The sequence below is a fragment of the Ekhidna sp. genome (assembly GCF_965247405.1).
Lineage (GTDB): Bacteria > Bacteroidota > Bacteroidia > Cytophagales > Cyclobacteriaceae > Ekhidna.
This window is the reverse complement of sequence record NZ_OZ252014.1, coordinates 1,853,237-1,870,041: the sequence shown is the minus strand read 5'-3', so window position 1 is coordinate 1,870,041 and position 16,805 is coordinate 1,853,237. Positions and strand designations below refer to the sequence as shown.

Here is a 16,805-nt window from a genome sequence, read left to right as displayed (position 1 = left end):
TCCTAAGATAATCGTTAAGCGGTTTATCCAAATGTCCTAATTTCGGACTCTACCTTATTTCACATCAAAATTCAGACTGTTTGTTACGGTTTTTTAGAATAAACGATCCTTATCGCCTGGCCATTATCTTCATTTTGATGATTGTCATCAGGCTTATTCAGGGTGCTTTTATCGACGAGCAATCATTCTATGGACTAAAGTGGCTTCTTTTAGGGGAGTGGCTCAATCAAGGATTCAAGATGTATGCAGAAACATTTGATTACACGGGCCCAATTGCAGCTTTTGTCTATAAGCATCTGTATTTCATTTTTGGCCGAAGCAACTTCATCCACTATGGGTTTAGTTCGCTGGTGATCATTTTTCAGGCAGGAATTTTCAACCAGCTGCTATTGAAAAACAAAGCCTACGACGAGAACAATTACCTGCCAGCTTTCTTATACGTGATTTTGATGTTGGCTGTGCCGGACTTCATGACACTCTCTCCTCAATTGATGAGCCTTACGTTCGTTTTGATGTCATTGAGAAATGTTTTGAGGAGGATTGATAATCAAGTGACTGACGAGCTCTTTCTTAATTCAGGAATTTATCTGGGTGTTGCAGCGATGATCTATTTGCCCTCAATGATCTTTTTCTTCGTGTTTTTGTTTGCACTGATATTGTTTTCTACCGCAGTTACAAGGCGGTTGCTGCTTTATCTTTTTAGCTTTTTGATGGCATTTTCACTTTGTACACTGTATTTCTATTCAAGGGGGCATGCCTCTGTTTTCATCGATAGCTATGTGACTCAAAATCTCCTTCTAAAGGCGGGATCACCAGTGGATACAGACGAATTTCTCTTAATCAGCGCCGGGTTTATTTTTATTTTCGTTCTTTCGGTGTTCAAAACCTGGGGTTCTGCAAGACTCACAAGCTTCCAGCAAAAAATACAGCAGGTAATTTGGCTCATGTTTTTCGGAGGAGTTGCGACCTTTTTTCTTTCCAATGGAAAGTCTTTTCATGAGATTGTATTCATCGTGCCAGTGATAGCGTACTTCTGGACTCATTATTTCATTCTTTTGAAAAAACGAATCTTTCAATTTGTCATGCCTGGATTCATGATCTTTGGCATATTATTCTATGCTATCTATTGCTACAGGAACTTCGCAGATCCCTTGCTAGTGGAAAGCAGGCCAGCTGAAAAAGGCCTGATGGTTTTAGGAGGAGATCTGGGATACTACCAAAATGAAATGATATTAACTCCTTGCTTTAGCGAGCATCACGCCCTAAAGGCGTTTGAAGGATTGGCTTACTACCACACTGCGGCTGGACTACATGAAATGTTTCAAAAGGCAGATCCTGAGATTATAATTGACAGGATGGATATGGTACCCGCGGTGTTTAGTCGGTTTCCGAAAATGGAATCTGCTTACCAAAGAACGAGCTCGAACAGATACGAGAAAATCAGCAATTAATTTTATTCACTCTTCTTTCGTGTCGGCCACCTTCAAAGTCTGTTTTAATGAAAGTGTCTACCAAACTTTCAGCGTATTCATATGCCACAAATCGGGCCGGCAGACAAATAATATTCGCATTGTTGTGCTGTCTGGCTAGTGCTGCCAGTTCTGTGTTCCAGCACAGAGCGGCTCGTACATTTTCATGCTTATTGGCAGTCATAGCCACGCCGTTTCCACTCCCACAGATTAAAATCCCCAGGTCAAAATCTTCTGATGCTATGGAGGAAGCTAAAGGATGCACATGATCTGGGTAATCGACCGAGTTATCTGTGTTTGGTCCGAAATCCCGAACCAAATGCCCGGCAGCCTCTAAATGATTAATTATTCTTTCTTTGTACTGAAATCCGGCGTGATCGCCTCCTATTGCTAATTTCATGATTCTTTGTTTTGTCGGGCTTCTCTTTTTTCTATTCGCTTGGCTATAACGATGCTAAACTGGTAAAGCATCATCAAAGGTAAAGCAATCAGTATTTGACTGAATGGATCTGGTGGGGTAACAATCGCTCCCAATATCAAAATTACGATGATTGAATGCTTTCTGTAAGCCTTCATTAGTGCTGAGCTCACTATGCCTGCTTTGGTGAGAAAATAAACGATCACAGGAAGTTGAAATAAAATTCCGCACCCAAACACGATCAGTGTCACCGTGTTGATGTATGAAGAAAGATCAAAAAGATTTTGTAGTGATGGATCTACCTGGTAGGTGGAGAAAAAACGAACGGAGATGGGAGCGATCAGGAAATATCCAAACAGCACACCCATCATAAATAGTATAGAAACAGAAAAAGTTGCGCCTCTTGAGGCTTTTCGTTCTTGTGGCCGAAGGCCGGGTTTGATAAACCTCCATATTTCCCAAAACAGGTATGGAAATCCTAACACCAAGCCAACCACAAACGAGACGGATACATGGGTCATGAATTGGCTGCTCAGCTTTCTGCTGACTAACTCAAACGTGAGTGAGTCAATGCATAAGGCAGGTGTGCCTATTAGATCTGCCAGCTGACAGAGCTTCTGATATGTCCAAAAATCAGTGCGTGAAGGGCCGAGTATGACTGTGCCAATGACAAAGTCTTTCATTGCAAACGCTGCAATAGCAATAACCACAATAGCGATCAGAGAACGGATGATATGCCATCGCAATTCTTCGAGATGATCCAAAAAGGACATCTCTTTTTCATCAGGTATCTGATCCAGTGGCATTATTTATCCCTTAAACAACGGAAACTTGGACATCCAGCTGTTCACTTCAGTCTTCACTTCGGCTATTTTGCTTTCATCTTCTTTGTTGGTGATTACCGTGTCAATGAGGTCAACAATCTTCACCATATCGTCTTCGCCCAGACCTCTTGTAGTAACGGCAGGTGTTCCCACTCGCATGCCTGAGGTCACAAACGGACTCTTGTCATCGAACGGAACCATGTTCTTATTCACGGTAATGTCTGCTTTGATCAGTGCATTCTCTGCATCCTTACCCGTAATATCCTTAGACCGAAGATCAATCAGCATGAGGTGATTGTCCGTGCCTTTTGAGATCACGTCATATCCTTTCTTCACGAAAGCTTCTGCCATAACCGCAGCATTCTTCTTTACTCGAAGCAGATAATCCATATAATCATCTGAAAGCGCCTCTCCAAAAGCCACAGCCTTTGCAGCAATTATGTGCTCCAATGGTCCTCCTTGAGTACCGGGAAAAACCCCAGAGTCGAGCAGTGAACTCAGTTTTCGTACGGTTCCTTTAGGAGTAGTTAAGCCCCATGGGTTTTCAATGTCATCTCGTACCAGGATCATCCCACCCCTTGGACCTCTCAGTGTCTTGTGTGTGGTAGTGGTCACAATGTGGCAATATTCAAGTGGATCATTCAAAAGACCTCTCGCTATCAAACCAGATGGGTGGGAAACGTCAGCTAGCAAAATAGCCCCTACTTCATCAGCAATAGCTCGGAATCTTTCGTAATCCCAATCGCGGCTATATGCAGACGCACCACAGATGATCATCTTTGGCTTTTTCTCTCGTGCCACTTTTTCCAGCTGATCATAATCGATGAGACCAGATTCTTTTTCTACTCCATAAAAGTTTGGTTTGTAAAGCTTTCCTGAAAAGTTCACACCAGATCCATGCGTGAGGTGTCCACCATGTGAAAGATCAAAACCAAGAATTTCATCTCCGGCATTTAAGCATGCCAACATTACTGCAGCATTTGCTTGCGCTCCTGAGTGTGGCTGGACATTTGCCCAGGTCGCACCGAAAAGCTCTTTTGCTCTTTCCCTTGCCAGATCTTCAATCTCATCTACTACTTCACAGCCACCATAATATCTTTTACCCGGTAGTCCTTCTGCATATTTGTTGGTAAGGACACTTCCGGCGGCTTCCTGCACCTGTGGTGACACAATATTTTCTGAGGCTATCAGCTCTATTCCTTCAATCTGCCGCTTTTCTTCAGCCTTGATTAGGTCGAAAACTTTCTGATCTTTTTGCATGGCTCAAAATTAACTTAGACAGTTTATATCTTAGCCGTTATCCCAACGTAATATGGCCAAAACCAAAACAGTCTTTTATTGTCAATCTTGTGGTGCCGAGTCTGCCAAGTGGGTAGGTAAATGTCCTTCATGTGGTGAATGGAATACTTATGTGGAGGAAGTGGTAAGTAAAAGTACTGCAGCTCCTGTTGATTTTTCTACTGAGAAAAGCCGACCAGTTAACATCAAAGAGGCCGGAGAGGAGGCATTAAAAGAGCGTCTGAAGACCGGAATTCTGGAATTGGATCGTGTGCTTGGTGGAGGTATTGTTGATGGGTCGCTTGTATTAGTAGGTGGAGAGCCTGGAATTGGGAAATCCACGATTATGCTTCAAATGGCCATTCGGTTGTCTCAAAAGACACTTTATGTCTCGGGTGAGGAGAGTGCTGAGCAGATAAAAATGCGGGCAGAGCGAATTGGCACTACAGCAGATCATTGCTTCCTATATGCGGAGACCAGCTTGTCCGAAGTGTTGCGGCAGGCGGAAAGCCTCAGTCCTGATATTCTCATTATTGATTCCATTCAAACACTTCATTCGGATCGAATCGAAGCAGCGATTGGATCGATTTCCCAGGTGAAAGAATGTACTGGCCAATTGATGAAGTTTGCCAAACAAAAAGGGATCCCGGTTTTTTTGATCGGACATGTAAATAAGGATGGAGCTATTGCTGGCCCGAAAGTATTGGAACACATGGTGGACACGGTGCTTCAGTTTGAAGGAGACCGCCATTTATCATATCGGATTCTGAGAACTATTAAAAACCGATTTGGCTCAACCTCTGAGCTGGGTATGTTTGAAATGAATGCGAATGGGCTGAGGGAAGTGACGAATCCTTCAGAAGTATTGATATCCCCTCGGGAGCCGGGGTTGAGTGGTATCGCATTAGGGACTACAATGGAAGGCAATCGCCCATTGATTTTAGAAACGCAAGCTCTTGTCAGCCCCACGAGCTACGGAAATCCACAGAGAAGCACCACAGGCTATGATTATAAACGATTGACCATGCTACTTGCTGTGATGGAAAAGCGATTGGGTATTAGACTGAGCACACAGGATGTCTTTTTGAATATTGCCGGTGGATTAAAAGTTCAGGATACTGCATTGGATTTAGCTATCTGTTCAGCCATCTTTTCCTCGTTTGAAGATGCCCCGATCGAAGAAGATGTATGTTTTGCTGCGGAAGTTGGATTAGGGGGTGAAATTCGACCGGTCAGCCGGATAGAAAACAGAATCAATGAGGCTGAGAAGTTGGGATTTAAAGAGATTTATATTTCAAAACATAACCTCAAAGCAAAAGACCTTGATCAATTCAAGATAAAAGTCAATTCTTTTTCTAAACTTAGTGATACGTTTAGACATCTGTTTTAGTGAGCGCCACTCAAGAAAAGCCTAGCATATTGTGTATGTTCTCAGGAGGTATTGATTCCACCGGAGCACTTCATCATCTTCTAACAGAAGAAAAATTTGCTGACTGCAAGCTATTTGTTCATCACATCCACATCCATAACCGAGAGAATAGAGCAAAGGCAGAGGCAAAAGCAGTTAAGCACATCCTGCAGTACTACAAGAAAAATGTAAGTCGCAATTTCGTATTCACAGAGAGTACATTTAATAGTACGGGGTTTGGCCCGCTGAAGGCAACCCGATTTCCTTATGATGCAGATGTGATCGCCTTTTATGCCGCGAATATTGCCACTGCCAGAAAAGATATTGGTCAGGTGGTAGTTGGTCGCACAAAAACTGACGTAGAATCTGGGGGAAACTATAGTTCCAGAATGAGGAGACGGCAGGAGATTTTTGATGCGGTTTGGTTACTGGAAAAAGACACCAAACCCGAATTTTTCTATCCAATACTTGAGCTTACAAAAGAGGAGGTTTGGTATAGCTTGCCTGAGGCAGTCAGAAACTGGACATGGTGGTGTAGAACACCTGTTTATAAAAATGAAATCGCAAAACCATGTGGACGATGCGGTACCTGTATGCAGGTTAAAACGTTTATAGATGGATCAAACTAAAGCAGAAAAAGCAACAATCCTTTGTATGTTTTCCGGCGGTATTGACTCCACGGGAGTAGTGCATCAGCTACTCACCAATGAGAAATTTGAAGAGCATCCGATCATTCTACATCATATTCACATTCATAATCGTGAAAACAGAGCAAGAGCAGAACTCCAGGCTGTGAAAGATATTTTAGCATACTACAAAACCAATATTAGTAAGGAATTTGTGGTTACTGAGAGTGTCTTCAATACAATGGGATTTGCGGGCCTTAATGCAGAAAGGTTTCCGTATGACATGGATGTTTGTGCTTTTTATGGAGCTAACCTCTCTGTTGCAAAAAAAGAAATCGGTTATGTAGCCTGGGGCAGGACTAAGACCGATGTGGCTAGCGGTGGAAACTTTGAAGCAAGGATGAAACGAATGCAGGATGTTTTTAATAGTGTCTGGGTTTTAGAAAAGGAGCAACCGCCTTCCTTCACCTTCCCTGTTATCGACTATGATAAAAAACAAATATGGTTTAGCTTACCAGAGCCAGTAAGAAAAATGGTTTGGTGGTGCAGAACACCGGTTTATGAAGGCAACATTGCTCGTTCCTGTGGTAGATGTGGTACATGTTTACAGGTAAAAGAATTTATAAATGGAAAAGAATAATCCAGAAAAGCCCACTATCCTTTGTATGTATTCGGGTGGCATTGATTCTACCGGTGTGATTCATGAATTAATGACGAACGAAAAGTACGTGGATCACCCGTTGATCGTTCATCATATTCACATTTGGAATCGGGAAAATCGTGCAAAAGCTGAGGCCGCTGCTGTAAATGCAGTTTTAACCTACTACCAGAAGAATGTTGAGCGAAAATTTTTGGTGACTGAAAGCACCTTCAGCACGATGGGTTTTGCGGCCCTTCGCTCAAACCGATTTCCATTCGATATGGACGTATGTGCATTTTTCTCTGGTAATATTTGTGCTGCGAGAAAAGACATAGGGTTTGTTGCGATGGGGAGAACCAAAACGGATGTAGATTCAGGTGGAGATAATTTCGCTATGCGGATGAAGCGGGCACAGGCAATCTTCCAGAGCGTGCTCTCGCTTGAAGAAAGAAAGCTGCCTGAATACACGTTTCCAGTTGTTGACTTCACCAAAGAAGAGATTTGGGATTTCTTGCCGGAGGATGTTCGCAAGAATACCTGGTGGTGTAGAAGACCAATATATGAAGAAGGGAAACGCCCCAAGCCTTGCGGAAAATGCATTACTTGCAAAGACGTGAAAGATTTTGCTAATGCAAGCGTATGAAGACATATTCAATCAGCGTGGGCGATCGTATCACCTGGCTATGGAAAGATATCCAAATGCCAGGGAGGAGGAATTTCATGCTGCAGTAAAGCGTCTCTGTCAAACTCCGAAATCGACTATTCTGGATTTGCCGGCAGGTGGAGGTTATCTTCAGCAATACTTAAGTGAAGACATCAATTACCTCGCATATGATTTTTCCGGGGAATTCAATGACAACCACTCAAATATCAAGAAGTGCAAAGAGTCTAAAGTTGATATTGATGATGAATCTATTGATGAAGTAGTAAGCCTCGCTGCGCTACATCATATTGTTGCCCGGAAAGATTTTTATTCGGAGATGTACCGAATTCTAAAAGATGGGGGGAGGCTTATTATTGCGGATGCAATTGCAGGGAGTAGGATAGAGGAATTCTTAAATGGATTTCTGGATCAATGGAACAGCATGGGTCATCGTGGCAGATTCATTAAAGAGGAGGATCTCAAAGAGATAAGGGAAGTAGGATTTAATGTAAAAATGGAGACAGACAAATATCACTGGAATTTTGATTCGAGGGCAAGTGCGATGGACTTTTTCCGACTTCTTTTTTGTCTGGATTTAAACCCATCTGATCAGGAGATTATGATCGCTTTCAAAAAACTGGGTGTGATGGAATCAAGTGGCTTCTCAGTAACCTGGGAATTAGGCTTTCTGACCTGCCAAAAATAATTATTCGTTACTGGTGTTTTTCTTACCGGATCTTCCGTTCAGGCTTTTCTTTTTCACATCATTATCTCGCTTCGTACGCTTATTCTTCAGCTCTCTTCGTTTCTGTTTCTTGATAATTGAGTAGATGCCATCACGTTTCTTGGTTTTTACTTTCTTTCCGAGGAATACATTCGTATCTAACCCTTTAGCCCCTTGGATAGGTCCTCTGGAAAGCCCACTTTCCAGCTCAGGAGTTTTTCTTTTTCCAATCACGAAGTTCATCCCAAACCTAAAGTCAACAGCCTTAGATTTAGGAACATTGAAATTAATGACATGATCCACAGCCAAGTACATCTGAACAGGACCACCCTTGGCAGCAAATGCAGCACCAACATTAAAAAATTGTTGGGGTAGTTTAGTCACACTAACTGATCCCGTAAAAGCACGACCAAATTTCTGCGTCACCCCGGCACCATACATCATCTTTAATTGCCTTTGAATCCACCGAGAGCCGACAGATACATAGATGTCTGTCTTAGGACTATAATGATAGATCCAACTACCATATGCAGTGGTTGGTAGCCATGTTTTATACGGATCAAAGTTTTCTGTGGTATTAAACTTATCAAAAAGGGAGTCTTCAAGGGTCTGCTGAAGATTTCCAATGTCACTTAAATCAACTCCATTGTAAGCAAAAGAGGTGTCGTTGAGTATTTCATTCTGAACGTTTTCTTTCCAGTTGATAAATCCAATATCAACGATTGATCCAGTAATGGTGTAATACCTATTAAGGTGGTAGGTTCCTCCAATATCAAGCGCAAAGCCTGTGTTGCTATTCATTACAAGGTGAGACCCAATGTCCCCTTCTTCTTCATTGTAAATGTCCAGACCTGAAGTGCGGTACATTGCATTTTCCCATTCGGCTGAAAGCTGAAATGCTTCTCCGTCAGACCTCAGTGTCGCTTTGGCATTTCCTGGTGTACTTACATCGGCAAATCCAACAAGAAATTTACCTCTGACTCCAACAGTCAGCTGGTCGGTGAGCGGTGCTGCCAGCCCTAATCCAAACTCTCTAAAATGAGTTGCTCTTACCCCAACTCTTGAGACTTTAACATCATCATTTAAGGATGCAGAATTTCCTGGTTTGAAAACATATTCAACCATTTCTTTAGAATAGAGAAAGTCACCTTCCACTCGTTCATTGGCCGTAAAGCTGATCATTGGGCCGCTATCAAAACGATACCCAATGTGAAGCAAATTGATATTTGCTTTGGTAGAAACCATGTTCTGGTTCTGAAGCTCACCTAAAATCTTGTCTACATCTATGAGTGTGCTATTTTCTTGCTTGGTAAAAGCTTCACTGTAGCTCAACTTGTTGTTCACATTTACATGAACACCAGAAATCACTGGCAGGCCGATAAACCATCTGCCTTCTGGTATGAGAGAGGGGTTAATCAGGTTATTTTGAAAAGTAGCATTTCCCAAATGTTGAAAAGCCACACTGGTTTGACCATTCAAACAATGGAGAGAGGTTAGGAACAATATGGTGATTGCAAATTTCTTCATTTATAAATCCAGGTTAAACCTGGCACCTACGCCAACTTTTAATGTGAGGGTATAATCAGCCAAAATTTTAACATAGATGTCTCTGGATGTTTGACTAGCCGGTGTATTTAAAGTCATAGTGATTACAATTCTGGCTGCACCACTTAATAATTGAACTTCCTCATTGGTTAAAGCCACATCATGCGTCTCTCCACTCGGGTCCGTAACATCTCCATTGACATTTATAAGTGGAGCTTTTATAACAGGAATATTTGTAAGTCTCTCTATTTGTGTTGGGTGATTTGTTGTGGCTGAGTCATACCTCGGATCGCTTTCATCAGTGATTGGAAAAAGCACGGTGCTGTCCTCGGCCTGAACTTCAAGACTCACAGTCCCAGTAAATGGAAGCTCATTTAGTGTAACGAGTCGGATGAAAGCTGAGTCAAGATTGGAAGCATCAAACCCATCTCTTAGACTAAAGGCACCTGTCTCTTCATAATCTTCAAGTTGTACCTCCATCGGCACCTTAACCTCTACATACGCAGTGATTTCACTTGTTGGCTGAAGGTAATTGAGTTCCGTGTCGCTTTCCGGATTCGATCGGCCAAGTACATCAAAAACCAGTTGTTCCGGTGATGAGCCAAGCACATTGATAATGCTTGAGTTTGTTCTGTTTATCTCAATGGTCGACTGAACTGTTTCCCCCGGCGTGTTTATATCAGGACTGTTTACATCAGAGCCATCTACAATAGGTGGATTGTTTACAATATTGCCTGTCAAAAACGTTTGGTTTCCTTCACTGTCTACGCCATGCAACCCGGAAAAATCAACTTCTACCGGCACACCAAATGAGTTTCTAAAATCGAAAGTCATGCTAGGGTTACCAAATGTAATGCCCTCTCTGGCGGCCTGGCTAAAGAAATCAATTTCTAAAGACTGATTGCCAACCTGAACAACGTCCTGACCAAACTTTCCGTAGATAAGTCCAAAGGTTTGGTTGCCAAAGGTCAAGGTAAATCTAAATTCTTCGAGCCCGGTTAATGATTGACCAGCAGCCAAAGTTACGGTTGCTTCAAGATCTACAGTAAATGTATTATCACCTTCTGTCAGTTTTGTTACGTGATTGACCAGGGAGCTTGTTTGACTGTCTGTATCTACAGGTGCTGCAGTATTGGTTACTGTTCCAGATATAGCTATTGGAGTTCCGGTAGTAGTGTGGGTCGTATTCTGTACGGTGTAGGTATAGTCTACATCTGCAGGAATTTCTGATTCAGTGGCAAATGTGAGGTCTCCCGTTAAATAAAATAGTGAATCAATTATTTCATCACCATCAGGTTCGTAAAGCAGGTCAAAAGATGCAGTGAATGTTTCCTGACGAGCTGCTCCAGCAAGGTATGCCGGTGGGTTAGCTATCCCTGACTGAACAATGTCGCTGATACTTATGAAATCATCAGGGGCACTATAAGAGATTGTATCGTAATAGAATAGTGTGTACAGAGAGGTACTGTCCTGCTGAAAGTCCAGAGAATCACCGGTTTGTTTTTCCAGCAGGTCTGACATCACATAGGTGGTCTGCCCCAGAGGAAACACAAACGGTCCCTGGATTGGAGTCACTTCCAAATCATCAAACTCCAGCTCTCCCACATTGCAGGCTGCAAACAAAGCTGCGGAGATAACTACATACACAAATTTTTTCACCGCTGACAAATTGATCTAAAATTAAGTCTTATTGAATAATATTTTCATTTTTTCGATTAAAGCCTTTAATACCTTGAAGGCCACCTGTGTGTAATAGTACTATTTTAAGATTTTTTTCAAATTTATCGGTTTTAATCATATCCCAAACGCCAAAAAACGACTTTCCTGTATAAATCGGGTCTAAAGGGATGTTGAAGTTTTCTTTAAACCAATTGATAAAGTCGATCAATTCACCATTGACTTTTCCATATCCTCCAAAATGATAGTCATTTATAATTGAGTAATTTTTATTCCGGATGTTTAATTCTTTCAGTAATTCGGATATTTCATTAAAAATAAAATCCCCCTTCAGGCTACTTATGCCCATTATTTGTTGCTTTTTTAGTGCTGACTTTGTCAGTCCTGCAAATGTTCCCCCTGTACCAATTGGAGTTACAATCACGTCGAAAGGGATGGATATTTCTGGAATGATTTCTTCGCAACCTTTCACGGCCAGTTCGTTGGTGCCGCCCTCTGGAAGAAAGAAATGGTTTGGATAAAATTTTTCGATTTGTCCGGCGTTATCCCGAAGGTTTCTGAATTTGGCTCGATCAACAAAGTGCAGCTCCATGCCTTTAGCATGGGCAAACTGCAATGTTGGATTGCTGACTTCATTCAATTCCTCACCCCGAATGATCCCGATTGCTTTCAAATTATGCTCCTTAGCAGCTGCAGCAGTGGCTGCAATGTGATTGCTGAATGCACCACCCATAGTGATAAGTGAATCAATGCTGTTTCTCTTCATCTCCTCCAGATTGTATCTCAACTTTCGCCACTTATTCCCCATGATTTCCCCATGAATGAGATCGTCTCGTTTAACAAAAAGCTGAATCTGCTTTTCTGATAATAGCGGGTGTGATATTCTCTGAGTTGGTGTGGGAAGACTTACCATCCGTTAAATTTACAGCCATGACGGATGAAGCCAACGAAATTGAAGGAGACTTATACGAACATCACAATATCAAAGTAGATGCCGGACAAGAACTGTTGCGGATTGACAAGTTTTTGATGGATCGTTTACCAAACGTGACGCGAAATAAGGTACAGGCAGGAATAAAAGAAGGATTTGTGAAGGTTAATGGTAGTGACGTAAAGCCAAATTATAAGGTTCATCCGGGTGATGAAATATCCGTAATGCTGCCTGAGCCGCCAAAAGATGAAGAGCTGGTTCCGGAGGATATTCCATTGGATATCGTGATGGAAGATGATCACCTTTTGGTTGTGGACAAACCCGCTGGGATGGTGGTCCACCCAGCCTATCAAAATTGGACAGGGACATTGGTTAATGCACTCGCCTTTCATTTCAAGAACCTACCTGAAATGGAAGGAAATGATGGGCGACCAGGACTGGTGCATCGCATAGATAAAGATACATCTGGACTGCTGGTGATCGCCAAAACCGAAAAGGCCATGAATGGATTGGCAAAGCAATTTTTTGATCATTCGATTGAGCGAACCTATTATGCTCTTGTTTGGGGAGTGCCCGAGGAGGAGAAAGGGACAATAGATGTGAATGTAGGCAGAAGCTTAAAAGACCGAAGAATTACTGCGTCTTTTCCTGACGGAGATTTTGGGAAGAATGCCGTAACTCATTACGAAGTGCTACAAGACCTGAGATATGTCTCACTATTAAAGTGCAACCTGGAAACGGGCAGAACTCATCAAATTCGAGCCCACATGAAATACCTGGGACATCCTCTTTTCAATGATGAGACCTATGGAGGGGCTGAGATTGTAAAGGGAACGGTTTTTACAAAATACAAACAGTTTGTTCAAAACTGCTTTAAGATGATGCCGCGTCAGGCGCTACATGCCAAGACACTTGGGTTTATTCACCCGATTACCAGGAAAAAAGTTTTTATTGACTCAGAACTGCCAGAGGACTTTGCTTCTGTGTTGGAAAAATGGAAAAACTATATTGACCATACAGACTAATTAAATAGAAAAAAGGCCTTCATTGCTGAAGGCCTTTTTCTTTTACATATCCTTTGCTGCACGTTTGAGCTCTTCTAACTGATTGGTATGAACTTTTTCCAGTCCTAGGAACTCGAGCTTAATATTTCGGTATTCCGCATTTTGCTTAAAGTCCTCTAAGATTTCCATGATGTCCGGGTGTATAAAATGTGAACGAGTTGCATCAATGGTTATATCGGCATCATCTGGAAGGTGAGATACTGTCTCAATGATGCTGGCTTTATTTAGGAAAGTAAGGTTTTCAGAAAGCTCCAACGTTAGTTTGGTTTTTCCATTATCACTGATGGTAGTGACATTATACGGCTTTTTGAAGTTGTAGTATAGCACCTGGAAAATACCAACCGCAAGCCCCATCAGGATACCTATTAGAAGGTCTGTGAAAATGATGCCTAAGATGGTTACCATAAATGGAATAAACTCTGACTTTCCGGAAGCATACATTTGCTTGAATAATGATGGACGAGCCAGTTTATACCCAACCACAATCAAGATGGCTGCCAAACTCGATAACGGAATTAAGTTGAGCACATGTGGAATGGTAATGACAGATACCAAAAGCAAAATCCCATGCATGATTGCAGATAGCTTGGTTTTTCCGCCAGACTGAATGTTCGCTGAACTTCGAACAATTACCTGAGTTACTGGTAAACCTCCGACCATACCTGAAACCATGTTACCAACACCCTGAGCCATCAATTCTCTATTTGTAGGAGTTATGCGCTTTTGAGGATCTAATTTATCTGTTGCTTCTACACAAAGAAGGGTCTCCAATGATCCAACCACAGCAATAGTAGCTCCAAGAATTAAGACATCTTTTCTAAGCATGGCCGAGGGATCGAAAAAGGTGAACTGATTGATGAAATCTGTGAAAGACCCAGCTACAGGAAGGCTTACCATATGCGTCTCATCAATGTACAGATCTGATCCAAAGAAAAGTTGATTAATGATTATCCCGGCGGTAACAACTACTAACGGTCCCTGAACAACCTGAAATAACTTGATTCGCTTCATGAAAGGTCGTTCCCAAAGGATCAATATTGCCATTGAGATTATGAATATGACCAATGCACCCTGTTGGATGTAATCCATCATAGTGATTAGTTCAGAAAACGTATTTTCACCATCAGGTTGAATAAATTCCAGGTCACCTTCCGGGTCTGCATCATACCCAACAGCATGAGGAAGCTGCTTTAAGAAGATGATAATACCAATCGCAGAGAGCATGCCTTTGATCACAGAAGAAGGAAAGTAATAGCCGATAATTCCGGCCTTCCCTATTCCAAGGAGTATTTGTATGATACCACTTATTACAACGGCTGCAAGAAAAATAGGAAACGCCTCCAACTCCTGTATAGCTGAAAGTACAATTACGGCTAGTCCAGCGGCTGGACCACTTACTCCTAAAGAAGATCCACTTATGAGACCTACTATAATACCTCCCACTATACCGGCGATAATGCCTGAAAAAAGAGGAGCTCCTGATGCAAGCGCGATACCTAAACATAGAGGTACAGCTACCAAGAATACCACCACACTGGCGGATAGGTCTGCTTTAAAATTATTGAATATACTGGTTTTGTTCGAATCCATTTTGATTTAGAGTTGTCGATGAGTAATACATTAAAAAAGTTGAGCGAAGTTTTAGAGTTGCTCGGGAGGGGGTGTATGTAAATCTATGGATGGAGAATTCCAGTCACTTTGTTGGTCTCGTGTGCTGAATTTCAGCGCAATAGTAAGACCTTCTTTATCATTTAGATTGTATTCTTGACCAGTAGTTTTTTCTTTTTCCTTCTCCGTATTTTCTTCCTGTTCTTTTTCAGTATCTATTTCAATAGAGATCAAGTCTCCATACTCAATTGGAATTTCACCTACCATGGTGACGCATAGTAGAATGGCTAGGTATTGTATGGCGAGAATATTTCGCATAAAAGAGTTAAACTACCGATACGTTTAGATTGTTCCAGTAGGGAAAGTACTTACGCAAAACTAATGCAGGAGTTGAATCGAAAAAGACTTACATCGAATTTTATGATGATTGGGATCTGTACTCGATCAATTGGTCCAGATACTCCCTGTTATTAGCCAGCCGCGGAACTTTATGCTGTCCACCGAGTTTTCCGCGAGATTTCATCCATGCATAAAAAGTGCCTTGCGGGACCACATGAATAACCGGTTCTTGAAGAGCAATGTCTTTATAACGTTTGGCATCATAGTCTGAGTTGATTTCACGCAATTTTTCATCTAGTAATTTCGAAAAGCGCTCCAAATCCTCCGGTTGGTTTGAAAATTCAATGATCCACTCGTGCCCCCCCTTTTTTCCTTCATCCAGGTACATCGGCCCGGCAGTGAAATTGTCAATCGTCGCATTGGTTCGTTTGCAGGCTTCCGCAATGGCCACTTCCGCATTATCGATGATTAGCTCCTCTCCAAAAGCATTAATAAAGTGCTTGGTTCGACCTGAGATTTTAATGCGAAAAGGGTCAATACTGGTAAAGGTGACAGTGTCACCAATTCGATATCGCCATAGCCCTGCATTTGTGGTGATGATGATCGCGTAATTCTTGCCAACTTCCACTTCATCAAGTGTAAGTGTTTTTGGGTTGTCGCTATCAAGCTCACTGAAAGGAACAAACTCATAAAAAATGCCATAATCAAGCATCAGGAGCATGTCTTTGCTATCTGTTTGATCCTGAATGCCGAAGAATCCTTCTGATGCATTGTATGTTTCCATGTATCGCATCTTTGGTGAAGGGATCAGCTTTTTGAATAAATCTTCATAGGGAGTGAAAGAAACTGCCCCGTGAAAAAACACTTCAAGATTGGGCCAGATCTCCAGGATATTGCTAGCATTGTTGCGCTCCAGCATTTTCTCTATCAAAACAATCATCCAGGTAGGCACACCGGAGATGTTGGTCACATTTTCATTGGACGTGATCTCCACCATCTTATCAATTTTTTCTTCCCACTCGTCCATCAGTGCAATATCCAGGCTGGGAGTACGAACCATTTGCGCCCACCAGGGCAGATTTTTAAGGAGTACGGCAGAAACGTCTCCGTAGTAAGAATTTGAATTCTCATCAAACTGGTTGATCTGATGACTACCACCTATAACTAGCCCCTTTCCTGAAAACATCTTTGCGTCTGGGTAATTATTGAAGTAGATACTCAGAAGATCTTTTCCTCCTTTATAATGACAATCATCAAGTGCTTCCTGCGATACCGGAATGAATTTGCTTCTTGCATTGGTTGTACCTGAAGATTTGGCAAACCAACGAATTTCTGAAGGCCAAAGAACATTTTGCTCACCCCTCATCAATCGTTCGATATATGGGAACAGCTCCTCATAATTAACGATCGGGACTTTACTTTTAAAGTGCTCGTAATTTTCAATGGTGCTGAAACCATACTCTTTTCCATACTCCGTTTTGGAAGACTTCTTGATGAGATCTTCCAGAAGCTCATTTTGAACTTCATGTGGGTATTTCATGAAGAGCTCAATCTGGTGAATGCGCTTTTTCATTACCCACGATAATATGGAGTTTAAGAGTTCCATCGCTG

16 protein-coding genes are annotated in these 16,805 nt (G+C 42.0%); 7 read left to right on the top strand and 9 right to left on the bottom strand.

Annotated elements, in window-relative coordinates; all coding sequences use genetic code 11:
- The first annotated feature begins 80 nt into the window (after positions 1–80).
- Positions 81–1,451: a hypothetical protein gene (locus ACP14Y_RS08375; RefSeq protein ID WP_424962507.1), complete on the top strand. Its 1,371-nt coding sequence runs from the start codon at positions 81–83 to the stop codon at positions 1,449–1,451.
- Here the strand turns inward: ACP14Y_RS08375 and rpiB are convergent.
- Genes rpiB through glyA form a run of 3 tightly spaced genes read right to left on the bottom strand, consistent with a single transcriptional unit; the run spans position 1,441 to position 3,971 of the window.
- Positions 1,441–1,869, bottom strand: a complete 429-nt coding sequence (gene rpiB, locus ACP14Y_RS08370; RefSeq protein ID WP_424962506.1) for a ribose 5-phosphate isomerase B — start codon at positions 1,867–1,869, stop codon at positions 1,441–1,443. The two genes, ACP14Y_RS08375 and rpiB, sit on opposite strands and share 11 nt — an antisense overlap.
- Positions 1,866–2,693 (bottom strand): twin-arginine translocase subunit TatC, encoded by an 828-nt coding sequence (gene tatC, locus ACP14Y_RS08365; RefSeq protein WP_424962505.1) that lies wholly within the window; start codon positions 2,691–2,693, stop codon positions 1,866–1,868. Before tatC ends, rpiB begins: the two co-directional genes overlap by 4 nt.
- Before the next feature lie 3 nt (positions 2,694–2,696).
- The gene (gene glyA, locus ACP14Y_RS08360) at positions 2,697–3,971 is read right to left on the bottom strand and encodes a serine hydroxymethyltransferase (RefSeq protein WP_424962504.1); all 1,275 of its coding nucleotides are present in this window, start codon (positions 3,969–3,971) and stop codon (positions 2,697–2,699) included.
- 52 nt (positions 3,972–4,023) lie between these two features.
- On the opposite strand from glyA, the gene radA reads away from it, so the two are divergent.
- The 5 genes from radA to ACP14Y_RS08335 are packed head-to-tail and all read left to right on the top strand — an operon-like array spanning position 4,024 to position 8,012.
- On the top strand, positions 4,024–5,379 hold the full coding sequence (gene radA / locus ACP14Y_RS08355; protein WP_424962503.1) for a DNA repair protein RadA: 1,356 nt from the start codon (positions 4,024–4,026) through the stop codon (positions 5,377–5,379).
- A complete protein-coding gene (locus tag ACP14Y_RS08350; protein WP_424962502.1) occupies positions 5,379–6,026 on the top strand; it encodes a 7-cyano-7-deazaguanine synthase in 648 nt (215 codons plus the stop codon). The genes radA and ACP14Y_RS08350 overlap by 1 nt, the downstream gene beginning before the upstream one ends.
- Positions 6,013–6,663: a hypothetical protein gene (locus ACP14Y_RS08345; RefSeq protein ID WP_424962501.1), complete on the top strand. Its 651-nt coding sequence runs from the start codon at positions 6,013–6,015 to the stop codon at positions 6,661–6,663. Before ACP14Y_RS08350 ends, ACP14Y_RS08345 begins: the two co-directional genes overlap by 14 nt.
- The gene (locus ACP14Y_RS08340) at positions 6,650–7,306 is read left to right on the top strand and encodes a 7-cyano-7-deazaguanine synthase (protein ID WP_424962500.1); all 657 of its coding nucleotides are present in this window, start codon (positions 6,650–6,652) and stop codon (positions 7,304–7,306) included. The genes ACP14Y_RS08345 and ACP14Y_RS08340 overlap by 14 nt, the downstream gene beginning before the upstream one ends.
- Positions 7,293–8,012, top strand: a complete 720-nt coding sequence (locus ACP14Y_RS08335) for a class I SAM-dependent methyltransferase (RefSeq protein WP_424962499.1) — start codon at positions 7,293–7,295, stop codon at positions 8,010–8,012. The genes ACP14Y_RS08340 and ACP14Y_RS08335 overlap by 14 nt, the downstream gene beginning before the upstream one ends.
- Here ACP14Y_RS08335 and ACP14Y_RS08330 read toward each other — a convergent pair whose 3' ends face one another.
- The 3 genes from ACP14Y_RS08330 to ACP14Y_RS08320 are packed head-to-tail and all read right to left on the bottom strand — an operon-like array spanning position 8,013 to position 12,165.
- The gene (locus tag ACP14Y_RS08330) at positions 8,013–9,557 is read right to left on the bottom strand and encodes a DUF5723 family protein (protein ID WP_424962498.1); all 1,545 of its coding nucleotides are present in this window, start codon (positions 9,555–9,557) and stop codon (positions 8,013–8,015) included.
- Complete coding sequence (locus ACP14Y_RS08325) at positions 9,558–11,234, bottom strand: hypothetical protein (RefSeq protein WP_424962497.1); 1,677 nt, start codon at positions 11,232–11,234, stop codon at positions 9,558–9,560. It abuts the gene before it with no gap.
- A gap of 28 nt (positions 11,235–11,262) precedes the next feature.
- A complete protein-coding gene (locus ACP14Y_RS08320) occupies positions 11,263–12,165 on the bottom strand; it encodes a 1-aminocyclopropane-1-carboxylate deaminase/D-cysteine desulfhydrase (protein ID WP_424962496.1) in 903 nt (300 codons plus the stop codon).
- A 17-nt stretch (positions 12,166–12,182) separates the two neighbouring features.
- Between ACP14Y_RS08320 and ACP14Y_RS08315 the strand changes: the two genes are divergently transcribed.
- A complete protein-coding gene (locus ACP14Y_RS08315; protein ID WP_424962495.1) occupies positions 12,183–13,208 on the top strand; it encodes an RluA family pseudouridine synthase in 1,026 nt (341 codons plus the stop codon).
- Between the two features lie 42 nt (positions 13,209–13,250).
- Here the strand turns inward: ACP14Y_RS08315 and ACP14Y_RS08310 are convergent, their stop codons facing one another.
- The 3 genes from ACP14Y_RS08310 to ACP14Y_RS08300 form a co-directional block, all read right to left on the bottom strand.
- Positions 13,251–14,837, bottom strand: a complete 1,587-nt coding sequence (locus tag ACP14Y_RS08310) for a SulP family inorganic anion transporter (RefSeq protein ID WP_424962494.1) — start codon at positions 14,835–14,837, stop codon at positions 13,251–13,253.
- A 51-nt stretch (positions 14,838–14,888) separates the two neighbouring features.
- Positions 14,889–15,173 carry a hypothetical protein gene (locus ACP14Y_RS08305; protein WP_424962493.1) on the bottom strand — a complete coding sequence of 95 codons (285 nt, stop codon included), beginning with the start codon at positions 15,171–15,173 and terminating at the stop codon, positions 14,889–14,891.
- A gap of 100 nt (positions 15,174–15,273) precedes the next feature.
- Positions 15,274–16,800, bottom strand: a complete 1,527-nt coding sequence (locus ACP14Y_RS08300) for a GH3 auxin-responsive promoter family protein (protein WP_424962492.1) — start codon at positions 16,798–16,800, stop codon at positions 15,274–15,276.
- Between the last annotated feature and the right edge of the window lie 5 nt (positions 16,801–16,805).